Here is a 22240-nt window from a genome sequence, read left to right on the forward strand (position 1 = left end):
ATTATATCGACTTCAACTCGACATGAACACCCATAATTTGCGATTGTTTTTTATGAAAGCTGTTTTAATAAGTTGATAGGTAGTAAGGAGTTTGCTCCCACTATGATGAATCCAGAAGCTAGTATGAATTCTTTATAAACTCAATAAAAAAATCACCTTTGTAAAAAGTCACAGAGGTGATTTTATTTTGCTAGTTTTTTTTCGATTTTCTCGATTAACTCGTCTTCAGTTGGGGCCGAAACTGGGCGATTGTTTACAAAGGCAAAGGATTTCTTTCTCCCAGGACCACAATAGGATTGACAAGCAATATCTATCTTAGCTTCTGAATCTATTTTATTTAAACGAGGAACAAGCGTTTTTATATTAGTTGCTTGGCAATCATCACAAATACGAAATTCATTTGCCATCATTATCGATCCTTTCTCAACTTTCATGGACTACTTGATACATCCTATATACACAAAATGAAACTATCTTTAGTTTTCATTTTTGAATTCATTCGTTTTTGCACTAAAAGGTATTTTACCTTTAATTAAGTGTACATGCAAGTAAACCATCATGATAAATAACACTTTTCTATTCCATTTCCGGTTACTTTTCCCTGTTGTTGAAGATAAATAATAGATTAAAAAAGTGTAAGAAAACTTTATGTTTTTTAAGCATAAAGAAAAAAATCTACTATCCTCTTAAGATGTTTGTATAAAACATTGGAAAATTGTCCATGCTATTGACAGTGAAATACTACATTTAAAAAACATCTATTTATATAGGGAGTTGGAAAAAAATGAAACAAAGACAAGATGCATGGTCAGAAGAAAATGATTTATTACTAGCTGAAACAGTTTTACGACATGTTCGTGAAGGCAGCACACAGCTAAATGCTTTTGAAGAAGTTGGAGATAAATTAAACCGCACATCTGCTGCTTGTGGCTTTCGCTGGAACGCAGTTGTAAGACATGATTATGAAAAAGCTCTTCAACTAGCAAAAAAACAACGCAAACAACGTATGAGAGCACTTGGAAAAGGACAACCAGTCAAAAAACAATTATTATATACACCAGATATGCCAGAAGGAGCAGAAGTTAATTCTGACGTCGATTTTGATGAGCAAGAAGAACTTACTATGATGTCAGCTTTAGAGAGTCATATGGCAGAGGTTATGCCTGAAGATGAGGATGTCAAAACAAATCTATCATCTCCAGCTCCAGTACCTAAAGTAGCTCCACAGCCAGCTATGAACATCAATAAAACATCTAATCTAAACCAATTTGTTCCAGCTACTGGTCGGTTAACAATGAAGCAAGTTATTTCATTTTTACAGTCCTACCAATCAAGCAATGAGCACTCTGAAGCACTTGTAAGTGAAAATAGACGTTTAAAGCGTGAAAACCAAGAGCTTTATGCTCAAAATGAGGAACTAAGTAAAAAGGTTGCAAGACTAGAACAAGACACAGTAACTGTTCAAGAAGACTATGAAACATTAATGAAAATCATGAACAGAGCAAGAAAACTAGTGTTATTTGATGAAGAAGATCGCTCTGTATCTACAACCTTTAAAATGGATCGCAATGGCAATTTGGAAAAAATGGCTGAATAAACAATTAATGGGTATATTAATAGAAACAAAAAGACGTGGAAGCTTCACGTCTTTTTATTATTAAAAAGTTATCTGAGTGAATTTTGAAACTTAGTACATCCTAAAATCGTAAACATATACATAATAGATTAATTTTTGAGAGGAAGTCTTGTGTTACCACTGGTATATAGTCTAAGGATGACATTTCTTCTTACGCTTTAATCGATAGAATCAATGCTTGTAACAGCTCATTCGTATAATTTGTACAATTTTTCAAAAAAGGGTCTTCAAGTAAGTATAAAAAGGCAGGGATTTAGATGGAAACTAAGGTTTGGTTAGAAACTGAGCTAAAAGGAATAGAAAGCTGGGAGAAGGACCAAAAAGGAATTTGGTTTTGGGAAAGAATTGGTAGACTTCCTTTTAAAATATTAGATAAATTAACTCCAAATTTCATTCAAAAAAAGATTAGTGTTTTGCTTGATGAACTTGGTCAATTTGTACAAAATGGTGGACAATATTTAACACAGGAAAAATTAATACTAGCTAGAATTAACAAGCACTCCGAAAATGAAATTACAGCTATTTCTGAAATCGCAACTCTACCTTTAATGACAATGGATCAAATTGGTCAAGATCTAAAAACAAATCGTAGTAATCTTGCGACAATACAGGGAGCCACTACTGGAGTTGGAGGAATCTTCACCCTAGCAATCGATATTCCCGTTTTATTAGGTTTATCCCTTAAAACTCTCCAAGAAATTGCTATTGCATATGGTTACGATCCAAAAGATCGTGAAGAGCGAATTTTCATCTTAAAATGTCTGCAGTTTGTATCAGCAGATATTGTTGGAAAACAAGCAATCTTAAATGAGTTATCATCCTACTATGGTCAAGATAAGGCAGCTAAAAGTGAGATGATATCACAGCTTCAAGGCTGGCGTGAGGTTGTTTATACTTACCGAGATCAATTTGGTTGGAAAAAGCTTCTCCAAATGGTCCCTATCGCAGGCATTCTCTTTGGAGCGATGACTAACCGCTCAATGATTCATGATATATCAGAAGCAGGGATTATGTTGTACAGAAAAAGAAGAATACTAGAAAAGCTAGACTTGGTTCAAAGCGAATAAAATGCAACGTTGCATAGAAAAGTCAGCTACCTTAAATTGATAGCTGACTTTCTATTTTATATTTTCGAAAAAACCTTCTCATTTCGATCATTCATTCTGAGTAAATTTTGTTGAAAAAGCAGCTGTTCATCAGGTGTTAATGAAGACGAAATTATTTGCTCACTGTGATTTTTCAATGTTAGTAAAAGCTCTAACAACAGTTTTTCAACCGTTAAATCTATTTGAAGCAGATCCGCAAGTGATGACATTGTACTAGGCTTTATTAAAGGAAAAGTAAACTTTGTTGAAGCATCTTTTAAGGAAAGTTCGTAAAATTGTCTTATTAAATCTGCCCGATCTTCTCCGCTTTCAGATACACACAGATATATTTGGACCGCTATTCCACCTCTAAGTCTTCTTTGAGAAATACCAGCAAACTTTTTGCCATCTATACTTAAATCATAGCTCCCAGGGCAATAAGATCCAACAATTTCACGAGCCTCTATCTTTGCTCCATGCTTTTTGAACATATATTTAATTAATTCGAGCATAGCATCATACCCTCGATTAATGTCTATACCCTTCTCACTATCAGGAAAAATCAGTGATATATTCAACACATTACGATCTAAAACAACAGCTAGTCCACCAGAATTCCGGACAATCACCTTGTAGCCACTTTGATTCAGAAATTCTACTCCATCCTTCAAAAATGGAAGCTTTGTATCTTGAATACCTAGAACAATCGTATCGTGATGAATCCAGGTCCTTGCAACTGCAGGAGATACAGCTTTCCCTACACTTGCACATAATGTATCATCAATCGCAAATGAATGCTGGGCATCGAATTGTGGTCCTAGGCTTGAATGATCAATATAACGCCATTGTGGCTGATGAATTAATGAAGCTGAAGAGATTAACATATTCATATTTTACTCCCATTAACAAAATAATTATCTCATTATATCATTTACGAAGGTTTATGGTAGACGTCATTATAAAAGGAATGTTTAAAGGGGATTTTTGCAAGCTTTTTTGGTTTGGAATAAACACATTGCTTTTCTAACCTTTGTGAACTGTATAGTTTACTTGCACAAAAATTTTGAGGGCCAGATCCTTATTGGGGTCTGACCCCCCTGCTACTTTTTAAGCTTGAGCTGCAGTGATTAATGCCAATTTATATACATCTTCTGCATTACAGCCACGTGATAAGTCATTTACTGGCTTGTTTAATCCTTGTAGGATAGGGCCAACTGCTTCAAAATTACCTAAGCGTTGAGCAATTTTGTAGCCGATGTTACCTGCTTCAAGGCTTGGGAATACGAATATATTCGCATCTCCTTTAATAACAGAATCAGGAGCTTTCTTTTGTGCTACAGATGGAACAAATGCAGCATCGAATTGGAATTCACCATCAAGAACAATGGATGGATTCAGTTGTTTTGCGATTTCAACTGCATTTGAAACTCTTTCTGTCTCTGGTGATTTTGCCGATCCTTTTGTTGAGAAGCTTAACATCGCAACACGTGGTTCAATATTAAACATTTTTGCTGTTTCCGCACTAGCAATGGCAATTTCCGCCAGATCTTGGCTATCTGGTGAAATATTAATTGCACAATCAGCAAAAACATATTTTTCATCACCACGAACCATGATAAATACACCAGAAGTCTTTTTAATTCCTTCTTTTGTTTTAATAATTTGTAAAGCCGGGCGTACTGTGTCTGCAGTAGAATGCACAGCACCACTTACAAGACCATGTGCTTTACCTAGATGAACAAGCATTGTTCCAAAGTAGTTTTCATCTAAAAGAATTTTACGTGCATCTTCTTCCGTTGCTTTTCCTTTACGTCTTTCAACAAATGCTGCTACAAGCTGGTCCATTTCTGGATATGTATGAGGATCTAATACTTCTACACCATCTAATGTTAAATTAAATTCATTCGCTTTGTTTGTTACCTCTTGTTGATTACCAATAACAATCGGATGTAAAATACCTTCTCCAGCCAAACGATTAACAGCTGTTAAAATTCTTTCATCTAATCCTTCTGGAAAAACAATTTTAACTTGTTGTCCGCTCACTTTTTCTTTTAATGTCGCAAATAAATCTGACACAAAAAAACCTCCTTTATTTGGTATGTGAATACCCTTCTTCCACTAGAATACTCCACTTATTCGTAATTTCAAACAATACAAACAGCTAATAACGCTTACATACAAAAGTCTTAAATTTCAAAATAAACTGAAAAGTACTTACCACTATAAAATGTGGGTATGTAATCCATTTCCACTTTTATAATTCACCAAAAAATGTAAAGTTACTCTTATTGGTGGTTATTTTGTTTTAATCAATCATAAAAGCTGATTACTAAGCAGATCAAAGTACATTGTTCTTTTGGAAATGGTGATTTCTTATACTTTGTTTTTTATCTTCGTACAGATTAGCACTTTATAAAGTCATGTTGCATTTTTTATAATAATATCTTCATGAGATAAATTTACTGTTTCTAGCAGATTATTAAGTCAATAAGCAACAATCTTTCAGAAAAGAGCCTTTCTCAAAGTTGGTTGCTATAGTGAAATGGAGCGGAAGACACTTGACTCCTGCGGGTGCAGAGGAAAGGCTGAGACCCCGCAGGCGTAGCCGAGGAGGCACAGCTTCCTCCCCGCGGAAAGCAAGTGTCTGAAGCGAAATGGAACGGATTTGCTACGATATTAAAACCTCCTTTCAGAAAACCCCATCCATAATAACTGTCTTTTGACTTAACTATATCCCTATTAACTTTCAAGTTTTATTCACAGAGATGTATGGACAAACTATGATATAGTAAAAGTGTATCTATAATGATTTTTTATTAGGAGTGAATATAAATGAGTGAAGCAGCACAAACACTTGATGGTTGGTATTGTTTACATGATTTTCGTTCAATAGATTGGTCTTCATGGAAGCTTTTAACTAATGAAGAACGACAAGAAGTAACCAATGAATTTCTAGGTTTACTTGAAAAATGGAATGTAACAGAAAATGATGAGCAAGGCACACACGCTCTTTATTCAATTGTTGGTCAAAAAGCAGATTTTATGATGATGATTCTACGTCCAACAATGGAAGAGCTTAACGACATTGAGCTTGAATTTAACAAAACAAAGCTTGCTGAATTTACCATTCCTACATACTCATATGTATCTGTTGTAGAGCTAAGTAACTATTTAGCCGGAGAAAGCAACGAAGATCCATATCAAAATCCACACATTCGCTCAAGGCTATATCCTAAGCTTCCACAAGCTAAATACTCATGCTTTTATCCAATGGATAAGCGTCGCCAAGGTGATGATAACTGGTATATGCTTGCAATGGATGAGCGTAAAGAAATGATGAGAAGTCATGGTTTAATTGGACGTTCGTATGCAGGGAAAGTAAAACAAATCATAACCGGCTCTGTAGGCTTTGATGACTACGAGTGGGGTGTAACACTTTTTGCTGATGATGTACTACAATTCAAAAAGCTTGTATATGAAATGCGTTTTGATGAAGTAAGTGCACGTTACGGAGAGTTTGGTTCTTTCTTTGTTGGAAATCTATTAAGTCCAACAAAATTAGATTCATTCTTTCATGTTTAATAGGCTTTAATATTTTTCGAGGTGTTCACTTTTGAAAAATATTTCGCTTTTGCTAAATTATGAGATGTAAAAGGATGACTCAGAAGGATTTTCAATAATCCTAACCTTTGAGCCATCCTTTTTTATGTTACTTCTTAACCGATATCTTTTTGATAGCAGTCAACTTGTTTGCCATTTTTAAACGGCTTCGTTTCAACATAATGAAATCCTCTTGACTCCCAAAATGACTTTGCCTGTTTATTTCCTCTCAAAATCCCTATACGAATAGCAGTTCTCCCCGTTTCCTTTAGATGATTTTCATATAATTGATAAGCACTTTTTCCATAGCCTTTTCCATGCTCGTCTCCCCTTATCATCAATAATCCAAGCCAGGGATATTTGTCCTTTGGATTTTCATCTATATAATCCACTATTCCTACATATCTATCTTCATTTTTAATAAAAAAGCTATGAGAATGTGAATTTAGAAATTCTTCTTTTAATTCTTCATTTGATCGTAGCTCGTTACCGTTTTCTAACACGTTATATTTTTTATTTGAAGAAACAATTTCGTGTACAATATGTAATTTTTCTTCTGACACTTTCTCAAATACAACAGAAATCATCTCAAATCCCACCTTATAAATTTTACTTTAAATGGCATAAGTTGTTTTTCCTATACATACCTATGAATGAGCAAAGATTGAAAAAAGAGCCCTTTTGCGACGATCGATGACCTTAGCAAAAAGGGTCGTTTTAGAAAATGGGGTTATTCCTTCTATCCGCTCAACGTTACAATTCATAGAATTCTGGCTGCTACAAATCACATTGTTTTTACTCTCCAGAACAATCAAATTGTCCTGGTGTACATTAAATTTTCAGGGAGGGTTTTTATAATGACTAACAAAAGATTTCAAGCTCAACCTTATGATATGACTGGTGTGCAAGGTACCCAAGCTACACCACAGCAACCGATGCAGCAGCAGGGAGTAGGTTACAATCCTTATGCTACATACGGGTATCCAGGTCAATACACTGCTCAACCAGGTTTTCAAGTACCACAATTTCCACAACAACAAGGGATTGCTCAAAACATCCCAGGTATGCTTCCTCTTGAGGAGTCATATATTGAGAATATTTTACGTTTAAATCGTGGTAAGATTGCAACAGTTTATATGACTTTTGAAAACAATCGTGAGTGGAATGCTAAAATTTTCAAAGGTGTAATCGAAGCAGCTGGTCGAGATCATCTTATCCTAAGTGATCCACAAACAGGAATGCGTTATTTATTGTTAATGGTTTACTTAGATTATGTAACATTTGACGAAGAGCTACAATACGAGCCACAATATTCACTAGCATCATATCAACCAAGATAAGGTGAAGGGTAATAAAAACAAAGGCTGACAAATCATGTCAGCCTTTAAAAAGTATTATAAGTATCGTACAGCTACATATCCCAGCAATATCCATCCAGCTAGAAATGATAGTCCGCCTAATGGTGTGATAGCTCCTAAAACACTTATTTGTGTGATACTTAACACATATAAGCTTCCTGAGAATAAAATGATTCCGATTAGAAATAACCATCCAGCGGTTGTTAATAAGCCTACATTAGTAAGTTTATCTATTAGAAAAGCAATAACAAATAAACCTCCAGCGTGGAACATTTGATAGGTAACACCAGTTTGCCATATTTTTATGTATTTCTCGGGGATTTTTCCTTCTAGCCCATGTGCACCAAAGGCTCCTAAAGCTACTGCTAAGAAAGCGTTAATAGCACCTAAAATAAGAAAAAGCTTCATTGTGTTTATACACTCCTTCCTTGTATCTTCCTCTTTCATCTTACCTTACATGAAATGTTTTTCAACTTATTAATTTTGATGGTTTTATGAATTAGTTGCAGTTGAAGGTATTAAAAATCTGAGTACATTTCCTCTGCCATCAGGAGTCAAAGTTTATTCTACTCCATTCCACTATGGTGAATTATTAAGGCATAAGCTTGGGAAAACCTGCCTCTAAGAGCTTTGAACTGAGCTAGTTTTTGATTAAAAGTATAAAATTGTTCAAGAAATAATAAGTTAGTTTTTAGATCGTACTAAAATCGTTTCATTTCGCTCCAGAAACTTGCTTTCCGCGGGGAGGAAGTCGAGCTTCCTCGGCTTTGCCTGCGGGATCTCGACCTTTCCTCTGCGCCCGCAGGAGTCAAGTTTCTTCCGCTCCATTACACTAAGGTGGATTATTAAGGAATAAGCTTGGAAAACCTGCCTACAATAATATTTAAGACTATTTCGTGTGTAGAAATCTACTATCCTGAACACTGCATCTCATTCTTTAAAGCTAATATTTTGTAGTTAAAATAGTACTTTTCTTTTTATATCTTAAATCATTTAGCTAAAGAAGTAGATTGCATCTTCTTTGCCAATTGGAAGGTAATCATTTTCCTCAATAATTAATAATATTTAGTACCTTTATCCAGATTCTAACTGGTTTTCTAGCTTTGCCTTTTTTAATTTCAAGATAAGTTCATTAACATTTAATAATATAGGTACTCATGTTCTTCATCCGCTCTATGACGACCTTTTTCTCGGGCTTTCCCCCGCTCAATGTCCTTCATCGGGGAGGAATCTTGTGACCGCAGCGAAAAGGAACGGTCTTGTTACAGAATGGAGTTTCCATCGAGAAAAGATCGATTAATAAAAAGACTGTAGACAAACTTGGAATTGTCTACAGTCTAAGAGCCATATATTAATTGATCATAAATGATTGTTTAACGGTTTTGAAGATACACTTTTAGAACATCTTCTACTCTTTGTTTGTCTTCTCCAGCTTTTATATAATAATGATCTCCATCAACAAATGAATCGAAGTGGTTGATACCTTCATTTTTCAAGAAATCATCTATATCTTGAACAGATTCTTGTGCTGTTAACAGAAATTTTTGACCTATATAATCTTCATTTACATAAACATCATAACGATCTTGGGATATCTTTGTTCCTAATGGATCATCGAATAGTCCCATAAAAGCTCTTCCCCCGCCTACATCAAATAAATCATCATATGCCATTTTCCTAACCTCCTCACAATATTTACTATCATTGTGTCCTGATTAGGTTATATTATGATGGATTTCTCTGGCTGGTTTACTTTGTTATGGAAATAGTTAATTTTCTTTAAAATTCAATTAGTCACTGTCGAATTGTTAAAACATTTGTTAAAAATCAAATAGTGAATCACCATTTGCCCCTTCTTCTTTATAAGAAGAAGACTCGGATTTTTGCTTAGTGACAGTTGGAATATTTCCCATCATTTTTTGAAGCTCTGTGGGATTGATTTGACTAGAATTAGGTGAAACTATTTTTGATGAAGATATAACTGATTGAGCTTGTGTTTTATTTTCAACAATCAAATCACAAAGTGACTGAATGATAAGAATATGTTCTTTTATATGATGCTCTGAGGTACTTGTTTTCGCTTTTTCTATTTCGTCCTGCATTTTTGCTATTATTTTTGATACATGTATATTCACTTAATTTCCTCCAAATAGTAGAGCTATTTTCTTTTCATCTCATATTTTAAGCATGACATTCCAGATGATTGTTTTACCGTAATGGCTGGCCTATTTGCAGATTTGAAGCCATATGCACGACAGCCATTAGGAAATCTAGAATCCCATGTTACATAGAAGTGCTTACACTTTATGCAATTTATTGGTGCCTCATTCATGTATGATAACTCCTTTACCATCATTTCCTTTACTTTGTATGAACATCCGTTAAACACCAATCAATTTCACCAAGGTCTTTTTTCTTCAAAAAATCATTAGTTTTTGAAAAAGGCTTACTTCCAAAAAAGCCTTTTCTTGCTGCAAACGGACTAGGATGTGCTGATTCAATAATGAAGTGCTGTGGTGAAGAAATTAAGTGTTTCTTCTTTTGAGCATGTTTTCCCCATAAAATAAAAACGATTGGTTGCTCTCGGTTATTTAGTAAAGAAATCACTTCATCTGTAAATTTCTCCCACCCTTGATTTTTATGTGAATTAGGTTCAGCTTTTCTAACAGTCAAAACAGTATTTAACAGTAAAACACCTTCTGTTGACCATTTTTTCAGTGATCCATTTTGAGGTGTAGGAAACCCAAGATCATCCTTTAATTCGATAAAAATATTTCGTAATGAAGGAGGTAATTTGACCCCAGGAGAAACAGAAAAACTTAGCCCCTGTGCTTGTCCTTCTCCATGATAGGGATCTTGACCTAAGATGACGGCTTTTACAGCATTGTAGCTTGTTATATTTAAGGAGGTAAAAACATCCTCCTTTTTAGGAAATATTGTATGCTCATCATACTCTTTTTCTAAAAAACTCATTAGCTCTTCAAAATATTCTTCATTGAATGTATCTTTAAGTAGCTTCCGCCAATTTTCTTCAATGTGATGGTGTAACATCATTAACCTCCAAATTAGCTAAACGAGAAACAAAGGGCTTACCGTCCCAAACAATGTTTGTTTGTGCTTCTCTTTGCTTCATATAAGGCTCTTCTAATAGAACAAAGAAGTTTTTGGTAGGCAAGTCACCCAGATCATGCTTTTCACATAATTTATCTAAATACAGCTTTCGTCTTTCATTCAATTCTGCTGATTGGTTATTTCCATTTTCAGAAAAGGCATAAATAACGCTAGCGGTTGGGACACGCTGTATGTTACATACTTTAGCTGCCCGAAGAATAAAATCCCAATCCCAATAATTATGAACTTCAGAATCAAACAAACCAATTTTCTCGTGTACGTTTCTTTTATACACACTACCTGATGGTATATAGGTGGAAAACTTCCTCATTTCTTCTATATCATATTGATAAGCAAAGGTTCTTCTAGACAAAGGATAACGAGTTTGGTCTTGTATCTCAAAAGCTACAATTTCAGCATCAAAATAAATAAAGTCAGCTTCGCGTAAATACAATTGTGCTTGCTCAATGTGATTGGCTACTATCATATCATCATCATCACAAAGCATAATAGCATCACCAGTAGCTTGTTGAACACCAATGTTTCTTGCTTTAACATGCTTAACATTTTCAGTTAGTTCAATCGCTTTTATCGGTAGTTCTTTATATAAATCAACTAAAACAGCAACACTTTCTCCACCATCATTCACAATGATCACTTCATGTGGTAATACGGTTTGCTTTGATATCGATTCTAAAAGCTCGCCTAACTCTAAAAGTCTATTATATGTTGCAATCACAATTGATATTTTCATAATGTCATCACCTTTTCAACATTCTATTCTCTATTTTAACAAAGGTAGCAGAATCTTTAATAGGAAAAATCTTCTGCAGCACCGAAAGCCCTGTAAATTAAGTAAACAGATTCTAAATTTTTATTCAGTGCGACTAGAGGAAATCTATTTTTCTCAGCTTTCATATCAACAAGAATTTCCAAAACAACTACCTATAAGCACATTTATCTATTGAATAATGTTTCATCACACAATGCAGGGGAAATATAACAATATATAAAAAGGAGAGGATAAGAATGAAAACATATGTAGTTGAAAATGGTGTACAAGCTAATGAAATGATATCTGTGTTAAAAGCTGAAGGATATTCAAAAGATGAAATTTATTTATTCGCACACGATCTTACTCGTTCAAAGCATTTAACAGAACATACAGATACAAATGATATCGGCCTAACAGAGGAAGGAATGTTTGATAAAATCGCAAGGGTTTTCCGTTCAAGAGGAGAAGATCTTCAAATTAGAATGGCATCTATTGGCGTATCACTAAGTGAAGCAGTCAGACTTGAAAAAGAATTAGATGAAGGCAAAGTTGTAATTGTGGCCCAGTAATTTAAATGCTAAAAAAAAACCTCCTTACTAACGTAAGGAGGAACATACATATATAAAGATTAGGGGGGGATTACTAGCATTATCGCCAGCATAGGATTATCTTATACTAGTATTTTTAATTTATTTTACATTCTTTTGTAACGTCTCTGTAAATCGTTGAAATGCTTGCTGACCTTCTTCGTCACGCTTAAATACGCCTGCATGCTCTAAAATAGTAGCAAACACTTTTCCGACTTCTTCGAGTAGTATGTTATAGCTATCTTCCTGACTAAGCTCTGGGTGCTTTTCTTTTATACTCTTAGCCCAATCATAGTGCTTCTTTAATTCATCATCTTCTAAGATAACCGCAGGACCATTTTCTTTTGGTAGTTCATTAGCTAACTGCTTAAGCTCATCAAGCAGTCTTCCCGGTAATACAGCTAAACCCATAACCTCAATTAACCCGATGTTTTCTTTTTTGATATGATGTACTTCTTGATGCGGGTGGAAAACCCCTAATGGATGAACATCATTAGTACGATTATTACGTAAAACAAGATCAAGCTCGTAAAGCTCGCCTCTTCTTCTTGAGATTGGTGTAATCGTGTTATGAGGAGTTTCTCCTGTAAACGCTTCAATCTCAACTGATGGATCGCTGTATTTTTTCCATTCATTTAATATATCTTCAGCAGCTTGGATAAGGTCTTCTTTATTTTCACCCGAAAGCCTAAGAACTGACATTGGCCATTTAACAATACCTAAGTCAATTGATGGATATTTACTCAATTTAAATTTGTATTCTGCTTTAGCAACTTCCATTGGAAATGTATGATGTCCACCTTGGAAATGGTCATGACTTAAAATGGATCCACCTACTATTGGTAAATCGGCATTCGATCCAAGAAAATAATGAGGATACTGTTCAACAAAATCAAGAAGCTTATGGAAAGTATTTTTCGAAATTTTCATTGGTTTATGTTGACCCGCAAAAACAATAGCATGCTCATTATAGTATACATAAGGAGAAAATTGTAAAAACCATTGCTCATCCTGTAATGTAACAGGAATTATTCGATGATTTTGTCTAGCAGGGTGATCTAAACGACCTGCATATCCGACATTTTCCTTACATAATAAACAAGATGGATACTCACTTTTTTGTAGCTCACGTGCAGCAGCAATAGCTACAGGATCTTTTTCAGGCTTTGATAAATTAATCGTCATTTGTAAATCGCCATAATCAGTACTTACAAGCCATTCTTCATTTTTCGCAATCCGATCTGTTCGAATGTAATGAACATTCTTCGAAAATTGATAAAAGGCTTCTGTTGCCTTTTGAGGAGATTCTGAATGAAACACTTCATTAAATTGGCGAATAATTTCACCTTGTGTGCCGACTAAACAGCCCATGATCTTTGTATCAAGAAGATCTCGGTAGGTGACCGTATTTTCCTTTAAGATGTTGTTTTCAGCAGCCCAATTCAGGATATTTTCCAAAATCGTTACTGGAGAATCTAGAAATTCATCCTGTAATATCACAGGCTTCACGTCATTCAGTTGTAGAACTTCAAGTATTTTATTACGAGTAAGATCAACGTCCCATTCAGAAATAAGCTGCTTTTTTTTCCCAAATTGCAGCAGCCTCTCAATCTCATGCTCTATATTAATAGACAATAATATCATCTCCTCGTATTTTGATAGTGGAGCAGACTATGATGCCTGCTCCGATCAATTAAGAATTATTTCTTATAGCCTGTTGGGTTTTTTTGAAACCAATTCCAAGCACTTTCAATCATTGTGTGAAGATCTGCATATTTTGGCTTCCAACCTAATTCTTTTACTGCTTTTTCTGATGAAGCAATCAATATTGCAGGATCTCCTGCACGACGTGGTGCTACTTCTGCAGGAATAGGGTGACCTGTTACTTTTCTTGCTGTTTCGATTACTTCTTTCACTGAAAATCCGTTACCGTTACCTAGATTATACGTTGCACTTGTATTTTCTTTTCTAAGCTTCTCAATTGCCAAAATATGAGCATCAGCTAAATCTGTCACATGAATATAATCACGAATACATGTGCCATCCTCTGTTTTATAATCATCACCAAAGATCATAATTTTCTCTCTATCACCTAATGCTACTTGTAAAATAATTGGAATAAGATGTGTTTCAGGTTGATGATCTTCACCAAGCTTTCCTTCCATATGTGCACCAGCAACATTAAAGTAACGTAATACAACATACTTTAGGCCATAAGCCTGCTCGCTCCATTTCAGCATTTTCTCCACAGCAAGCTTTGTTTCACCATATGGATTTGTTGGGACAGTTGGATCTGTTTCAACGATTGGTGTGTTTTCCACTTCACCATAAGTTGCTGCAGTTGATGAGAACACAATTTTCTTTACATCAAACTCTGTCATAACCTTTAAAAGACACATTGTTCCATATACGTTATTTTCATAATATTGAAGAGGCTGCTCAACACTTTCACCTACAAGCGAATCAGCTGCAAAGTGAATAACTGCTTCAATATCATTTTCTTGAAAAACTGTTTTTAAGAAGTTTTCATCACGTAAATCACCTGTGTAAAGCTTTGCTCCTTCTAAAACCGCTGGTAGATGTCCTTTTTGCAGATTATCTACAACAACAACTTCCTCATTACGATCTAATAGCTCAGAAACAGCGTGACTTCCAATATATCCTGCTCCACCACATACTAATACAGCCATTGTTTTTCCCTCCACTAATCTTTATTTTAATAAGAAAATCTTAAATTTCCTTCGCTCCATCTCCAACATTTGCTACATAAAATTCAGCTGTTAAGCCTGTTTTATCACGATAATTTTTGCCAACGTCTTCAATGAATTTCTCAATGTGCTCATTTTTCACGATGGAAACTGTACATCCACCAAAACCTGCACCTGTCATTCGTGATCCAATCACACCTTCTTGGTTTACTGCTTCTTCAACAAGTGTATCTAATTCAAAACCAGTCACTTCATAGTCGTCTCTTAATGATGCATGTGAATCACACATTAATTGTCCAAAGCCTGCAATATCACCGTTATTTAATTTTTCTACAGCTAAAATTGTTCGGGCATTTTCATATACAGCATGCTTAGCACGTTTTTGATCTGTTTCATTTGGAATTAAATGACGATAACCTTCAAACTGCTCTGGTGTAAGATCTCCTAAAGATTCAATCGAAACCTCTGTTTGCAATTCTTTTAACGCACGTTCACATTCAGATCTACGTTCATTATATTTAGAATCTGCTAAAGCTCTACGTTTGTTTGTATTTGCAATAACTAAAGATGCGTCTTGTAAAACAACTGGGCTATATTGATAGTCAAGTGTTTGACAATTAAGTAAAATAGCTTGATTTTCTTGGCCCATTCCTATTGCAAATTGATCCATAATTCCACAGCTAACTCCAACAAATTCATTTTCTGCTCGCTGACTCATTTTCACAAGCTCAACACGTGAAAAATCTGTTTCATAAATAGCCTGCAGGGCAACAGCTGTAGCCAATTCAACAGAAGCTGATGATGATAAGCCAGCACCATTAGGAATGTTTCCGTAAAAAAGCATATCAAAGCCTTGCTCTAATTTAATTCCTTTTTTAAAGAATTCATTTATAACACCTTTTGGATAATTAGCCCAGTCGTGTTCTTTATTCAATGTTAAAGTATCATCTAGTGACAGAGAAATGACCCCAATATCAGGGAAATTTGTTGAATAGAATTGAACCTTCCGATCATTACGCTTTGAAATTAATGCATATGTGCCAAACGTTAATGCGCATGGAAAAACATGTCCTCCGTTATAGTCTGTATGCTCACCAATTAGATTAACTCTTCCTGGTGCAAAAAAGGCTCTTACTCCTTCAGCTTTCTTGAATATATTTGTAAATTCTTCCAATAGTTGCTTCTTCATGAAAATCACCTTCCATTATATCGTAATTTGGTAATAACTTTCCTTTTTTCTTGAGTTAAATATTCTATTTGTATGTAAGCTCATTTTATAGTCCTTTTTCTTTGGAAACAATGGTAAAATTAAAGTGACGTTTTAGCACTTTTTTGCTATTCCTGATCTGGATAATACTGAAGAAAATACTGAAAACAACTTGTTTTCAACCTATATAAATTAAAGTTTCACACTCTTTTTTTGCTAATATAGTGAGCTGTTTCCATAAACCTTATTTGCTTAAACAACTCTAAGAAAACTGCACAGTATAAAGCCTGGTGGTATCTTTTCTTAATCGATTAGTACCTTTTATGCTGTAAAAACATTATGTCCAAAGCAAAATCAGGTTAATTAATAACATTCTTTCAGAAAAGAGCCTATGATAAAAAGGGTAGAAAAAGGGGAGTTTTTTGCTATGGATAAGAAAACCGGAGCCATTGCCTTTCGCTTTAATGAACCCCATGTAAACTCTGTTACACAAATCTGGTCAGTCGGTTGGGATGAGCAGCATTCTTCACTTTATAATTGGAGTGGAACAGAAAGAAAGGATCAAGGCAAATATATTTTTCAATATACCTTATCTGGTGGTGGGGAAATTTCAATAGATGGGGAGATTTATTCTTTAAAACCTGGACATGCTTTTATTGTGAGCAGTCCAAGTAATTATCATTATTATTTACCAGAGAATTCGAGTAAATGGGAATTTCTTTACTTAACACTTTACGGCGAGCAAGCTAAGCGTTGTTGGGATTATATCCGAAATTCTGAAAGTCAGGTTGTCAGGTTTCACCCAGAATCTTCTCCCGTTAAGCTTTTAAAGCAAATATATGATGATGCAAGAGATAAAAAGATTACCAATGCTTATCAAGGCTCAAGCATTGCTTATCACTTTATTACTGAGCTCTATTTATATCTTTCAACAAATGACAAATTAATGAAGGATTGGTCAGAAGGAATCATAAGTGCTGTTTTATTTGCACGAAATTACTATCAAGATGAAATTGGAGCTGAAGAAATGGCAGAAGCTTCAAAGCTATCGAAATATCATTTCTCAAGACTTTTCAAACAAGAAACAGGTGTCACACCTATTCAATATTTAACAAATATCCGCTTGCAAAAAGCGATTGAACTTTTAGAGCATACAAAATATTCTGTTGATGAGGTAGCTCAATTAGTAGGCTATAAAAACGCTAACTATTTAAACAAAATCACCCGTAAGCTTACCGGAAAATCGCCAGGTCAAATCCGCCAAGGTGATGGGGAGTAAAAGAAGATAAAGTAGCCAGTGCAAAAATTTAAAAATCTATAGCAGACAGTAAAATAAAGACCCGAACTATTTGGTGAAAGATTAATTGATCAATTACCTAATACTTCGGGTTAATCATTACAGTAAATAATTATGTATGTCCCTGCCTCTTTGCATTCTGCTAATCATTTAAATCAATTTGAATAAGTCCTTTTTGATGCATGATCGTCATTTTTGTTCCTGGTGTCATCATGTTTTCCATAATGTCCTTTGCAGCTTGTAGAGCAAATTCTATTCTTTCCAGCTTTTCTGTTTCCTCTTCTCGTTCATCCTTCACTACTGAGGCTAGCTTTATCAGTAAATCCTGAGATTGTTGATGATAATCTGCAAGCTTTTCATACACTTCATCATATAGCTCTTCTATTTCATTTTTCATTGCCTTTCTCTCCCTTGTCTTTCTCCTTAGCTTCTATGATACAAGATGATCCCCAGCAATGTAAAAGTCTGCTTTTATATATTTTCAGATTTTTTTTTCATTTCCATAGTGCACTAGCTTTTTAATAGTCGCTTATGAATAAATATTGCAGCCTGACAGCCATCTGCCATGGCAATTGTCACTTGCTCCGAATGAGCAACAACATCACCAGCAGCCCACACATTTGTTATATTTGTTTCTTTTGTTCTTGGATCTACAAGTAAATGTTTGTTTTCTAGACGCTCAACACCTAGCTGTTGTCCTAGATCTGAATGTACAACATTTCCTCCGAACCCAATAAACCCTTTATCTCCAGTGATAGCTTGTCCATTTTGTAGGATTACCCCTTTAAAATCTGACTCATTTTCAGTTATGACTGATTCTATTTTTTCATTTATAGTTATTATATTTTCAGCTCTAAGTTTTCCTTTTATTTTTGGATCTAGTTCCTCTCGATCATGATTAATAAACGTGATGTTGTTTGTCCAATACGTTAAAGTTAGTGCAAGATTTGCCCCCGTTTTTCCAGAACCAAGTAATAAAACATGCTTGTCTCTTACCTCATATCCATCACAATCAGGACATACATATACGGATATACCTAAGCATGGATTAATGTTTTTAATTGGTGGAATACGATCTTTTATACCAGTAGCCAGCAATAATGTTTTGGTCTTAAATTCTTTGGCTGAACTGGTTTGTAAAGTTAACTGATGATCTTGTTTTTGTGCGTTTATAACCCTATCATTTAAAAATTCAACTTTCAGGTCTTGAGCTTGTTTTATACCTAACTGTCTAAGAGTTTGGCCACTAACGCCTTCTGGCCAGCCAAGAATATTATGATAGCCTCTGCACAAATTTGATCTTCCATCTTCAGAATCAATAACAAGTACATTGTGCATATACCTGCCAAGCTGAATAGCTGCTTGTAATCCTGCAATTCCTGCTCCAACAATGATGCATTCATAATTCTTTGCTACCATTTTCACCCGTCCTTTTTACTTCGTATAAATTAGAATGCAACAAAGTCTCTGTAATATTCTAATTTATACGGAGTAAAAGAAAGGATTTGCTATTTCAAATCCTTTCAACTACAAATATGGATTGTGGATAAGTAAGATAAATCTATAGAAAATTATTATTCTTCCACAAATTTTTATTTCCCAAATTAAAAAATTAGATATTAACATAGTTTTGAACAATTAATAGCATGTTATCCACAGAAGTTATCAACATATCCACAATATCTATCCACATTTTGTGTGGGTACATTCGTTCGCCACAATATATATAGGTCTTTTTTCCACTATTCACAGGTTATACACAGGCATTTTATTACTTTATACCCTGTGTAAAATAGAAAAATGTTATTCAAATTCGTTAAGTTGTTCTAAATCTCCCACCATTTACATGCAGCACTTGCCCAGTTACATACCTAGAATCATCTGATGCAAGATAAACATAAGATGGCGCTAATTCAAAGGGTTGACCTGGTCGCTTCATTTCAGTATCTGAGCCAAAGGTTGATACATTTTTTGCTGAAAAGCTAGCTGGAATTAATGGAGTCCAAATTGGTCCTGGAGCAACTCCATTCACTCTTATCCCCTTCTCCACTAATGAAAGAGATAGTGAACGTGTAAACGTGGTAATTGCTCCTTTAGTTGCTGAATAATCTATAAGTTTCTCATTTCCTTCATAAGCTGTAATTGAAGTTGTATTTATAATGGAACTTCCCTCTTTTAAGTAAGGTAAACCCGCTTTAGTCATATAGAAAAAGGCAAATATATTCGTTCGAAAGGTTGCTTCAAGCTGTTGTGCGGAAATATTAAGGATACTTTCCTGAACAATTTGGATAGCATGGTTATTCACAATAATGTCGAGTCTGCCAAATGCTTGAATTGCTTTTTGCACGACTTCATAGGAGGTATGCTCTTGCCCAAGATCTCCTGAAATAAGCAAACATCTTCCTCCAAGCTCCTCGATTCTTTGCTTTGTTTCTTGTGCATCTTTATGTTCATTCAGATAGGCAATCACAACAGCTGCCCCTTCTTTCACAAATGCATATGCTATCGCTCTTCCAATTCCACTATCACCGCCAGTGATGATCGCCACTTTATTTTTAAGCTTGCCGCTTCCTTTATATCCAGCCCATTCAGAAATGGGCCTTGGATCCATTTTATATTCTAAGCCTGGCTGTTGCTCCTGATGCTGAGGCGGAAAGACAATCGGTTTTTGCTTAACTTTTTGTTGCATCGCATAGTATGGATAAACAGGATATGGATACATTTAATTCCCTCCCTGAGATCATGTAATCTTGGCATTCAATTAACACTATTCCCACATTGCTTGGACAGAGAACAAGAAATTAGCGATACGACCACTTTAAAGATAAAAAATAAGGACTATTACATAGTGAGAAGAGCCCTTTTCAGAAAAAAGAGCAATAAAGAGCGTCAATTCAACTCCCAAATTGAAATAAACTATACTTGTCAGTCCTCTTAATAGCTAAACTCAGCTCATACCTTAGTAATCATTCAACTTTGGGCTATAATCGTTCAACTTTATCTACTATTCATTCAACTTTTCATGATAATCATTCAACTTCCTCGCATAATCGTTCATTCGACAAAATTCGCTCCCCGCCACACCAGATGCAAAACTAAAAAAGAGCTAAAGCTGTAAATTCACAACTTTAGCTCTTTTCTCTATAAAATAGGTTTCACTATTTTCTTCACAATAAATGTAAGAAGCAACAGTACAATTGAGCAGCCAACCATCGCAGCTGCAACCATTGCAATTGCTATTCCATACCACGGGTTACTTAATGCTGCCACAACAAAGCTACTAATAAATAACACAACTGCAAGACCTAAACTAATAAAAAATGGGAGAAATACTTTTCGCGAATGTCTTTGTGATAAAACAATGAAACACCCAAAAAAGACAATGTAATAAATAGCAAGCGCTGCCTCACTTACGAAAAGATCAACCAGCTTCATAAACAGATGGCTCTTTTGTGATTCAGGTAGTTCCAAATCTACTGGGGAAGGAGCTTCATCTGTTAATGACATGGTCATTAGCTGATAGTTCTCTGGTTCTGCTGGCCAGTTTTTATATTCCAAAAAAATTAGGTTATTGGATTTGTTAAAAAATGTTGGTGACTGCACATATGTCTGCAAATCAGTCAGCTTACTTGTTTCATTATTTTCTAGGTTTTTCACATACAATTCATATTTAAATAATGATGTATCCTCTGATTCTTCTGAAACAGCTGTATAAGCTAAATACTTGTTATCAAACGATAAAACTGAAGAGTATACTTCATGCTTCGACCCTTCATCTACAGGCGTTTCTATCTTATCTTCTAAATCGTAGCTATAAAGCTGTTCGGTGTTTTTGAATAAACTATAATATATGTTATTTCCATCTTTTGAAATTGAAAGATCAGTCATGGAAAAATGGTCATTATCAGTTAGCTGTGTTATGTCTTTACTAGCAACATCTACTTGATAAAGATCAAAGCCTTCCTTTGTTTCACCTTCTGCTTTCTTAAACTCCTCTGCTAAGATTCCAATAAAATAGATGCTTTCTCCTGTAGAAGAGAATAAGGCATCTGTCACATGCAGGGTGCTATCTGTAAGCTGCACACTGCTATCACTGTCAATGTTTTGTGTGATTAAGCTGTTTATATTATGTTCAGAAGTTGATAGATATAAAATACTCTCCCCATCTGTTGAAAATCTTGGTGTATGATATCGATGATTACTACCCTCTGTCACTTTATCCATATTACTGCCATCAATATTTGCCGTATAAATCTCTTCATTACCATCTAAAAAATATGAAAAGGCAATTTCCTCATCATTCGGTGAAACAGCTATATCGCTTCCCAAGCCTGTAAAATATTTATACGGATCGTGGTCTACTAACATATTATAAGAAATGGAAGTAACAGTAAGAGCAAAACTAATGATCATAACGAAAATAGTTATCCGATTTTGTTTCAAAAAATATCCTCTCCTTGTTTAAGATGGAAGTGATGCTATACTAGTAGCATGTCAAAAAGCAGTAACATACTTTTACACTACAATGATATAACCTAAAAACACTGTCATATTATGATAACAATTGTCGAAAACGTTATATCTTTATATAATTTGTTTTAATATATACCTAACTGATAGAAACCGAATTCCTAACAAAAATTTATCTTAAGGAGAGTATTAACAATGAAAATAGAGCTCCCCATTTATAAATTGGAGGCAGAAATTTCATTACTTAGAATGGAAATGATTTCAACTGCAGAGCATAAAGGAATTGAACACCCTGAAACCATTAAATGCAGCCAAGCTCTAGACGTTCTTCTGAACAGATACCAAAAAATAAAATGTGGGTGATTTTGCTAACAAAAAAACTTCAAAATCACCTTCCTAAGATAAT

24 protein-coding genes are annotated in these 22240 nt (G+C 34.8%); 7 read left to right on the forward strand and 17 right to left on the reverse strand.

The annotated features are described in order from the left end of the window. Positions 1–182 precede the first annotated feature (182 nt). The gene (locus tag FS935_RS16305; protein WP_146949861.1) at positions 183–407 is read right to left on the reverse strand and encodes a YuzB family protein; all 225 of its coding nucleotides are present in this window, start codon (positions 405–407) and stop codon (positions 183–185) included. Positions 408–784: 377 nt separating this feature from the next. Between FS935_RS16305 and FS935_RS16310 the strand changes: the two genes are divergently transcribed. Next, positions 785–1597: an RsfA family transcriptional regulator gene (locus tag FS935_RS16310; protein WP_146949708.1), complete on the forward strand. Its 813-nt coding sequence runs from the start codon at positions 785–787 to the stop codon at positions 1595–1597. A gap of 296 nt (positions 1598–1893) precedes the next feature. Then, positions 1894–2703, forward strand: a complete 810-nt coding sequence (locus FS935_RS16315; protein WP_146949709.1) for an EcsC family protein — start codon at positions 1894–1896, stop codon at positions 2701–2703. A 56-nt stretch (positions 2704–2759) separates the two neighbouring features. Here the strand turns inward: FS935_RS16315 and lipL are convergent, their stop codons facing one another. Beyond that, complete coding sequence (lipL, locus tag FS935_RS16320) at positions 2760–3605, reverse strand: octanoyl-[GcvH]:protein N-octanoyltransferase (protein WP_146949862.1); 846 nt, start codon at positions 3603–3605, stop codon at positions 2760–2762. Positions 3606–3828: 223 nt separating this feature from the next. After that, positions 3829–4797, reverse strand: a complete 969-nt coding sequence (gene pta, locus FS935_RS16325) for a phosphate acetyltransferase (RefSeq protein WP_146949710.1) — start codon at positions 4795–4797, stop codon at positions 3829–3831. Between the two features lie 756 nt (positions 4798–5553). On the opposite strand from pta, the gene hemQ reads away from it, so the two are divergent. Continuing rightward, complete coding sequence (hemQ, locus tag FS935_RS16330) at positions 5554–6303, forward strand: hydrogen peroxide-dependent heme synthase (RefSeq protein WP_146949711.1); 750 nt, start codon at positions 5554–5556, stop codon at positions 6301–6303. A gap of 134 nt (positions 6304–6437) precedes the next feature. On the opposite strand, the gene FS935_RS16335 is transcribed toward hemQ, so the two are convergent. Further along, positions 6438–6908 (reverse strand): GNAT family N-acetyltransferase, encoded by a 471-nt coding sequence (locus FS935_RS16335; protein ID WP_146949712.1) that lies wholly within the window; start codon positions 6906–6908, stop codon positions 6438–6440. A gap of 270 nt (positions 6909–7178) precedes the next feature. Here FS935_RS16335 and gerQ point away from each other — a divergent pair, with 270 nt between their 5' ends. Further along, entirely contained in the window at positions 7179–7661 is a 483-nt protein-coding gene (gene gerQ, locus FS935_RS16340) for a spore coat protein GerQ (protein ID WP_146949713.1), read from the forward strand. A 54-nt stretch (positions 7662–7715) separates the two neighbouring features. Here gerQ and FS935_RS16345 read toward each other — a convergent pair whose 3' ends face one another. The 6 genes from FS935_RS16345 to FS935_RS16370 all read right to left on the reverse strand — a co-directional run bounded on the left by FS935_RS16345 (position 7716) and on the right by FS935_RS16370 (position 11544). Beyond that, positions 7716–8087, reverse strand: a complete 372-nt coding sequence (locus FS935_RS16345; RefSeq protein WP_146949863.1) for a DUF423 domain-containing protein — start codon at positions 8085–8087, stop codon at positions 7716–7718. A gap of 965 nt (positions 8088–9052) precedes the next feature. Next, a complete protein-coding gene (locus tag FS935_RS16350) occupies positions 9053–9352 on the reverse strand; it encodes a hypothetical protein (RefSeq protein WP_146949714.1) in 300 nt (99 codons plus the stop codon). 147 nt (positions 9353–9499) lie between these two features. Continuing rightward, positions 9500–9814, reverse strand: a complete 315-nt coding sequence (locus tag FS935_RS16355; protein WP_146949715.1) for a YwdI family protein — start codon at positions 9812–9814, stop codon at positions 9500–9502. Between the two features lie 23 nt (positions 9815–9837). Beyond that, positions 9838–10011 carry a uracil-DNA glycosylase gene (locus FS935_RS16360; RefSeq protein WP_193559374.1) on the reverse strand — a complete coding sequence of 58 codons (174 nt, stop codon included), beginning with the start codon at positions 10009–10011 and terminating at the stop codon, positions 9838–9840. Between the two features lie 29 nt (positions 10012–10040). Continuing rightward, on the reverse strand, positions 10041–10730 hold the full coding sequence (locus FS935_RS16365; RefSeq protein ID WP_146949716.1) for a uracil-DNA glycosylase: 690 nt from the start codon (positions 10728–10730) through the stop codon (positions 10041–10043). Continuing rightward, the gene (locus FS935_RS16370) at positions 10711–11544 is read right to left on the reverse strand and encodes a glycosyltransferase family 2 protein (RefSeq protein ID WP_146949717.1); all 834 of its coding nucleotides are present in this window, start codon (positions 11542–11544) and stop codon (positions 10711–10713) included. Before FS935_RS16370 ends, FS935_RS16365 begins: the two co-directional genes overlap by 20 nt. A gap of 275 nt (positions 11545–11819) precedes the next feature. Between FS935_RS16370 and FS935_RS16375 the strand changes: the two genes are divergently transcribed. Continuing rightward, a complete protein-coding gene (locus tag FS935_RS16375; RefSeq protein ID WP_146949718.1) occupies positions 11820–12134 on the forward strand; it encodes a YflT domain-containing protein in 315 nt (104 codons plus the stop codon). A gap of 120 nt (positions 12135–12254) precedes the next feature. On the opposite strand, the gene galT is transcribed toward FS935_RS16375, so the two are convergent. From galT to FS935_RS16390, 3 genes are all read right to left on the reverse strand, one after another. Then, complete coding sequence (galT, locus tag FS935_RS16380) at positions 12255–13781, reverse strand: UDP-glucose--hexose-1-phosphate uridylyltransferase (protein WP_240050940.1); 1527 nt, start codon at positions 13779–13781, stop codon at positions 12255–12257. 71 nt (positions 13782–13852) lie between these two features. Next, entirely contained in the window at positions 13853–14842 is a 990-nt protein-coding gene (galE, locus tag FS935_RS16385; RefSeq protein ID WP_146949720.1) for a UDP-glucose 4-epimerase GalE, read from the reverse strand. A gap of 40 nt (positions 14843–14882) precedes the next feature. Next, on the reverse strand, positions 14883–16049 hold the full coding sequence (locus FS935_RS16390; protein WP_146949721.1) for a galactokinase: 1167 nt from the start codon (positions 16047–16049) through the stop codon (positions 14883–14885). Positions 16050–16494: 445 nt separating this feature from the next. Between FS935_RS16390 and FS935_RS16395 the strand changes: the two genes are divergently transcribed. Beyond that, positions 16495–17346, forward strand: coding sequence for an AraC family transcriptional regulator (locus tag FS935_RS16395; protein ID WP_146949722.1), 852 nt, complete (start codon positions 16495–16497; stop codon positions 17344–17346). A gap of 160 nt (positions 17347–17506) precedes the next feature. Here FS935_RS16395 and FS935_RS16400 read toward each other — a convergent pair whose 3' ends face one another. The 4 genes from FS935_RS16400 to FS935_RS16415 all read right to left on the reverse strand — a co-directional run bounded on the left by FS935_RS16400 (position 17507) and on the right by FS935_RS16415 (position 21807). Next, complete coding sequence (locus tag FS935_RS16400; RefSeq protein ID WP_146949723.1) at positions 17507–17761, reverse strand: hypothetical protein; 255 nt, start codon at positions 17759–17761, stop codon at positions 17507–17509. 113 nt (positions 17762–17874) lie between these two features. Beyond that, complete coding sequence (locus FS935_RS16405) at positions 17875–18783, reverse strand: NAD(P)/FAD-dependent oxidoreductase (RefSeq protein WP_146949724.1); 909 nt, start codon at positions 18781–18783, stop codon at positions 17875–17877. Positions 18784–19180: 397 nt separating this feature from the next. Beyond that, entirely contained in the window at positions 19181–20086 is a 906-nt protein-coding gene (locus FS935_RS16410) for an SDR family oxidoreductase (protein WP_146949725.1), read from the reverse strand. A 419-nt stretch (positions 20087–20505) separates the two neighbouring features. After that, complete coding sequence (locus tag FS935_RS16415) at positions 20506–21807, reverse strand: TolB-like translocation protein (RefSeq protein ID WP_146949726.1); 1302 nt, start codon at positions 21805–21807, stop codon at positions 20506–20508. A 222-nt stretch (positions 21808–22029) separates the two neighbouring features. On the opposite strand from FS935_RS16415, the gene FS935_RS16420 reads away from it, so the two are divergent. Then, positions 22030–22197 carry an aspartyl-phosphate phosphatase Spo0E family protein gene (locus tag FS935_RS16420; protein ID WP_146949727.1) on the forward strand — a complete coding sequence of 56 codons (168 nt, stop codon included), beginning with the start codon at positions 22030–22032 and terminating at the stop codon, positions 22195–22197. Positions 22198–22240: the final 43 nt, after the last annotated feature.

Source organism: Metabacillus litoralis (genome assembly GCF_007994985.1).
In the GTDB taxonomy this organism is placed as follows: domain Bacteria; phylum Bacillota; class Bacilli; order Bacillales; family Bacillaceae; genus Metabacillus; species Metabacillus litoralis.

What these genes read in the sequence shown, in the direction of transcription:
- FS935_RS16365 (WP_146949716.1), bottom strand. Translation starts at nt 10,730, where the DNA reads ATGTTACACCATCACATTGAAGAAAATTGGCGGAAGCTACTTAAAGAT.
- lipL (WP_146949862.1), bottom strand. Translation starts at nt 3,605, where the DNA reads ATGTTAATCTCTTCAGCTTCATTAATTCATCAGCCACAATGGCGTTAT.
- FS935_RS16395 (WP_146949722.1), top strand. Translation starts at nt 16,495, where the DNA reads ATGGATAAGAAAACCGGAGCCATTGCCTTTCGCTTTAATGAACCCCAT.
- FS935_RS16315 (WP_146949709.1), top strand. Translation starts at nt 1,894, where the DNA reads ATGGAAACTAAGGTTTGGTTAGAAACTGAGCTAAAAGGAATAGAAAGC.
- FS935_RS16375 (WP_146949718.1), top strand. Translation starts at nt 11,820, where the DNA reads ATGAAAACATATGTAGTTGAAAATGGTGTACAAGCTAATGAAATGATA.
- FS935_RS16410 (WP_146949725.1), bottom strand. Translation starts at nt 20,086, where the DNA reads ATGTATCCATATCCTGTTTATCCATACTATGCGATGCAACAAAAAGTT.
- gerQ (WP_146949713.1), top strand. Translation starts at nt 7,179, where the DNA reads ATGACTAACAAAAGATTTCAAGCTCAACCTTATGATATGACTGGTGTG.
- FS935_RS16305 (WP_146949861.1), bottom strand. Translation starts at nt 407, where the DNA reads ATGGCAAATGAATTTCGTATTTGTGATGATTGCCAAGCAACTAATATA.
- FS935_RS16400 (WP_146949723.1), bottom strand. Translation starts at nt 17,761, where the DNA reads ATGAAAAATGAAATAGAAGAGCTATATGATGAAGTGTATGAAAAGCTT.
- FS935_RS16390 (WP_146949721.1), bottom strand. Translation starts at nt 16,049, where the DNA reads ATGAAGAAGCAACTATTGGAAGAATTTACAAATATATTCAAGAAAGCT.
- FS935_RS16335 (WP_146949712.1), bottom strand. Translation starts at nt 6,908, where the DNA reads ATGATTTCTGTTGTATTTGAGAAAGTGTCAGAAGAAAAATTACATATT.
- FS935_RS16405 (WP_146949724.1), bottom strand. Translation starts at nt 18,783, where the DNA reads ATGGTAGCAAAGAATTATGAATGCATCATTGTTGGAGCAGGAATTGCA.
- FS935_RS16345 (WP_146949863.1), bottom strand. Translation starts at nt 8,087, where the DNA reads ATGAAGCTTTTTCTTATTTTAGGTGCTATTAACGCTTTCTTAGCAGTA.
- FS935_RS16350 (WP_146949714.1), bottom strand. Translation starts at nt 9,352, where the DNA reads ATGGCATATGATGATTTATTTGATGTAGGCGGGGGAAGAGCTTTTATG.
- hemQ (WP_146949711.1), top strand. Translation starts at nt 5,554, where the DNA reads ATGAGTGAAGCAGCACAAACACTTGATGGTTGGTATTGTTTACATGAT.
- FS935_RS16420 (WP_146949727.1), top strand. Translation starts at nt 22,030, where the DNA reads ATGAAAATAGAGCTCCCCATTTATAAATTGGAGGCAGAAATTTCATTA.
- FS935_RS16310 (WP_146949708.1), top strand. Translation starts at nt 785, where the DNA reads ATGAAACAAAGACAAGATGCATGGTCAGAAGAAAATGATTTATTACTA.
- FS935_RS16370 (WP_146949717.1), bottom strand. Translation starts at nt 11,544, where the DNA reads ATGAAAATATCAATTGTGATTGCAACATATAATAGACTTTTAGAGTTA.
- FS935_RS16360 (WP_193559374.1), bottom strand. Translation starts at nt 10,011, where the DNA reads ATGAATGAGGCACCAATAAATTGCATAAAGTGTAAGCACTTCTATGTA.
- galE (WP_146949720.1), bottom strand. Translation starts at nt 14,842, where the DNA reads ATGGCTGTATTAGTATGTGGTGGAGCAGGATATATTGGAAGTCACGCT.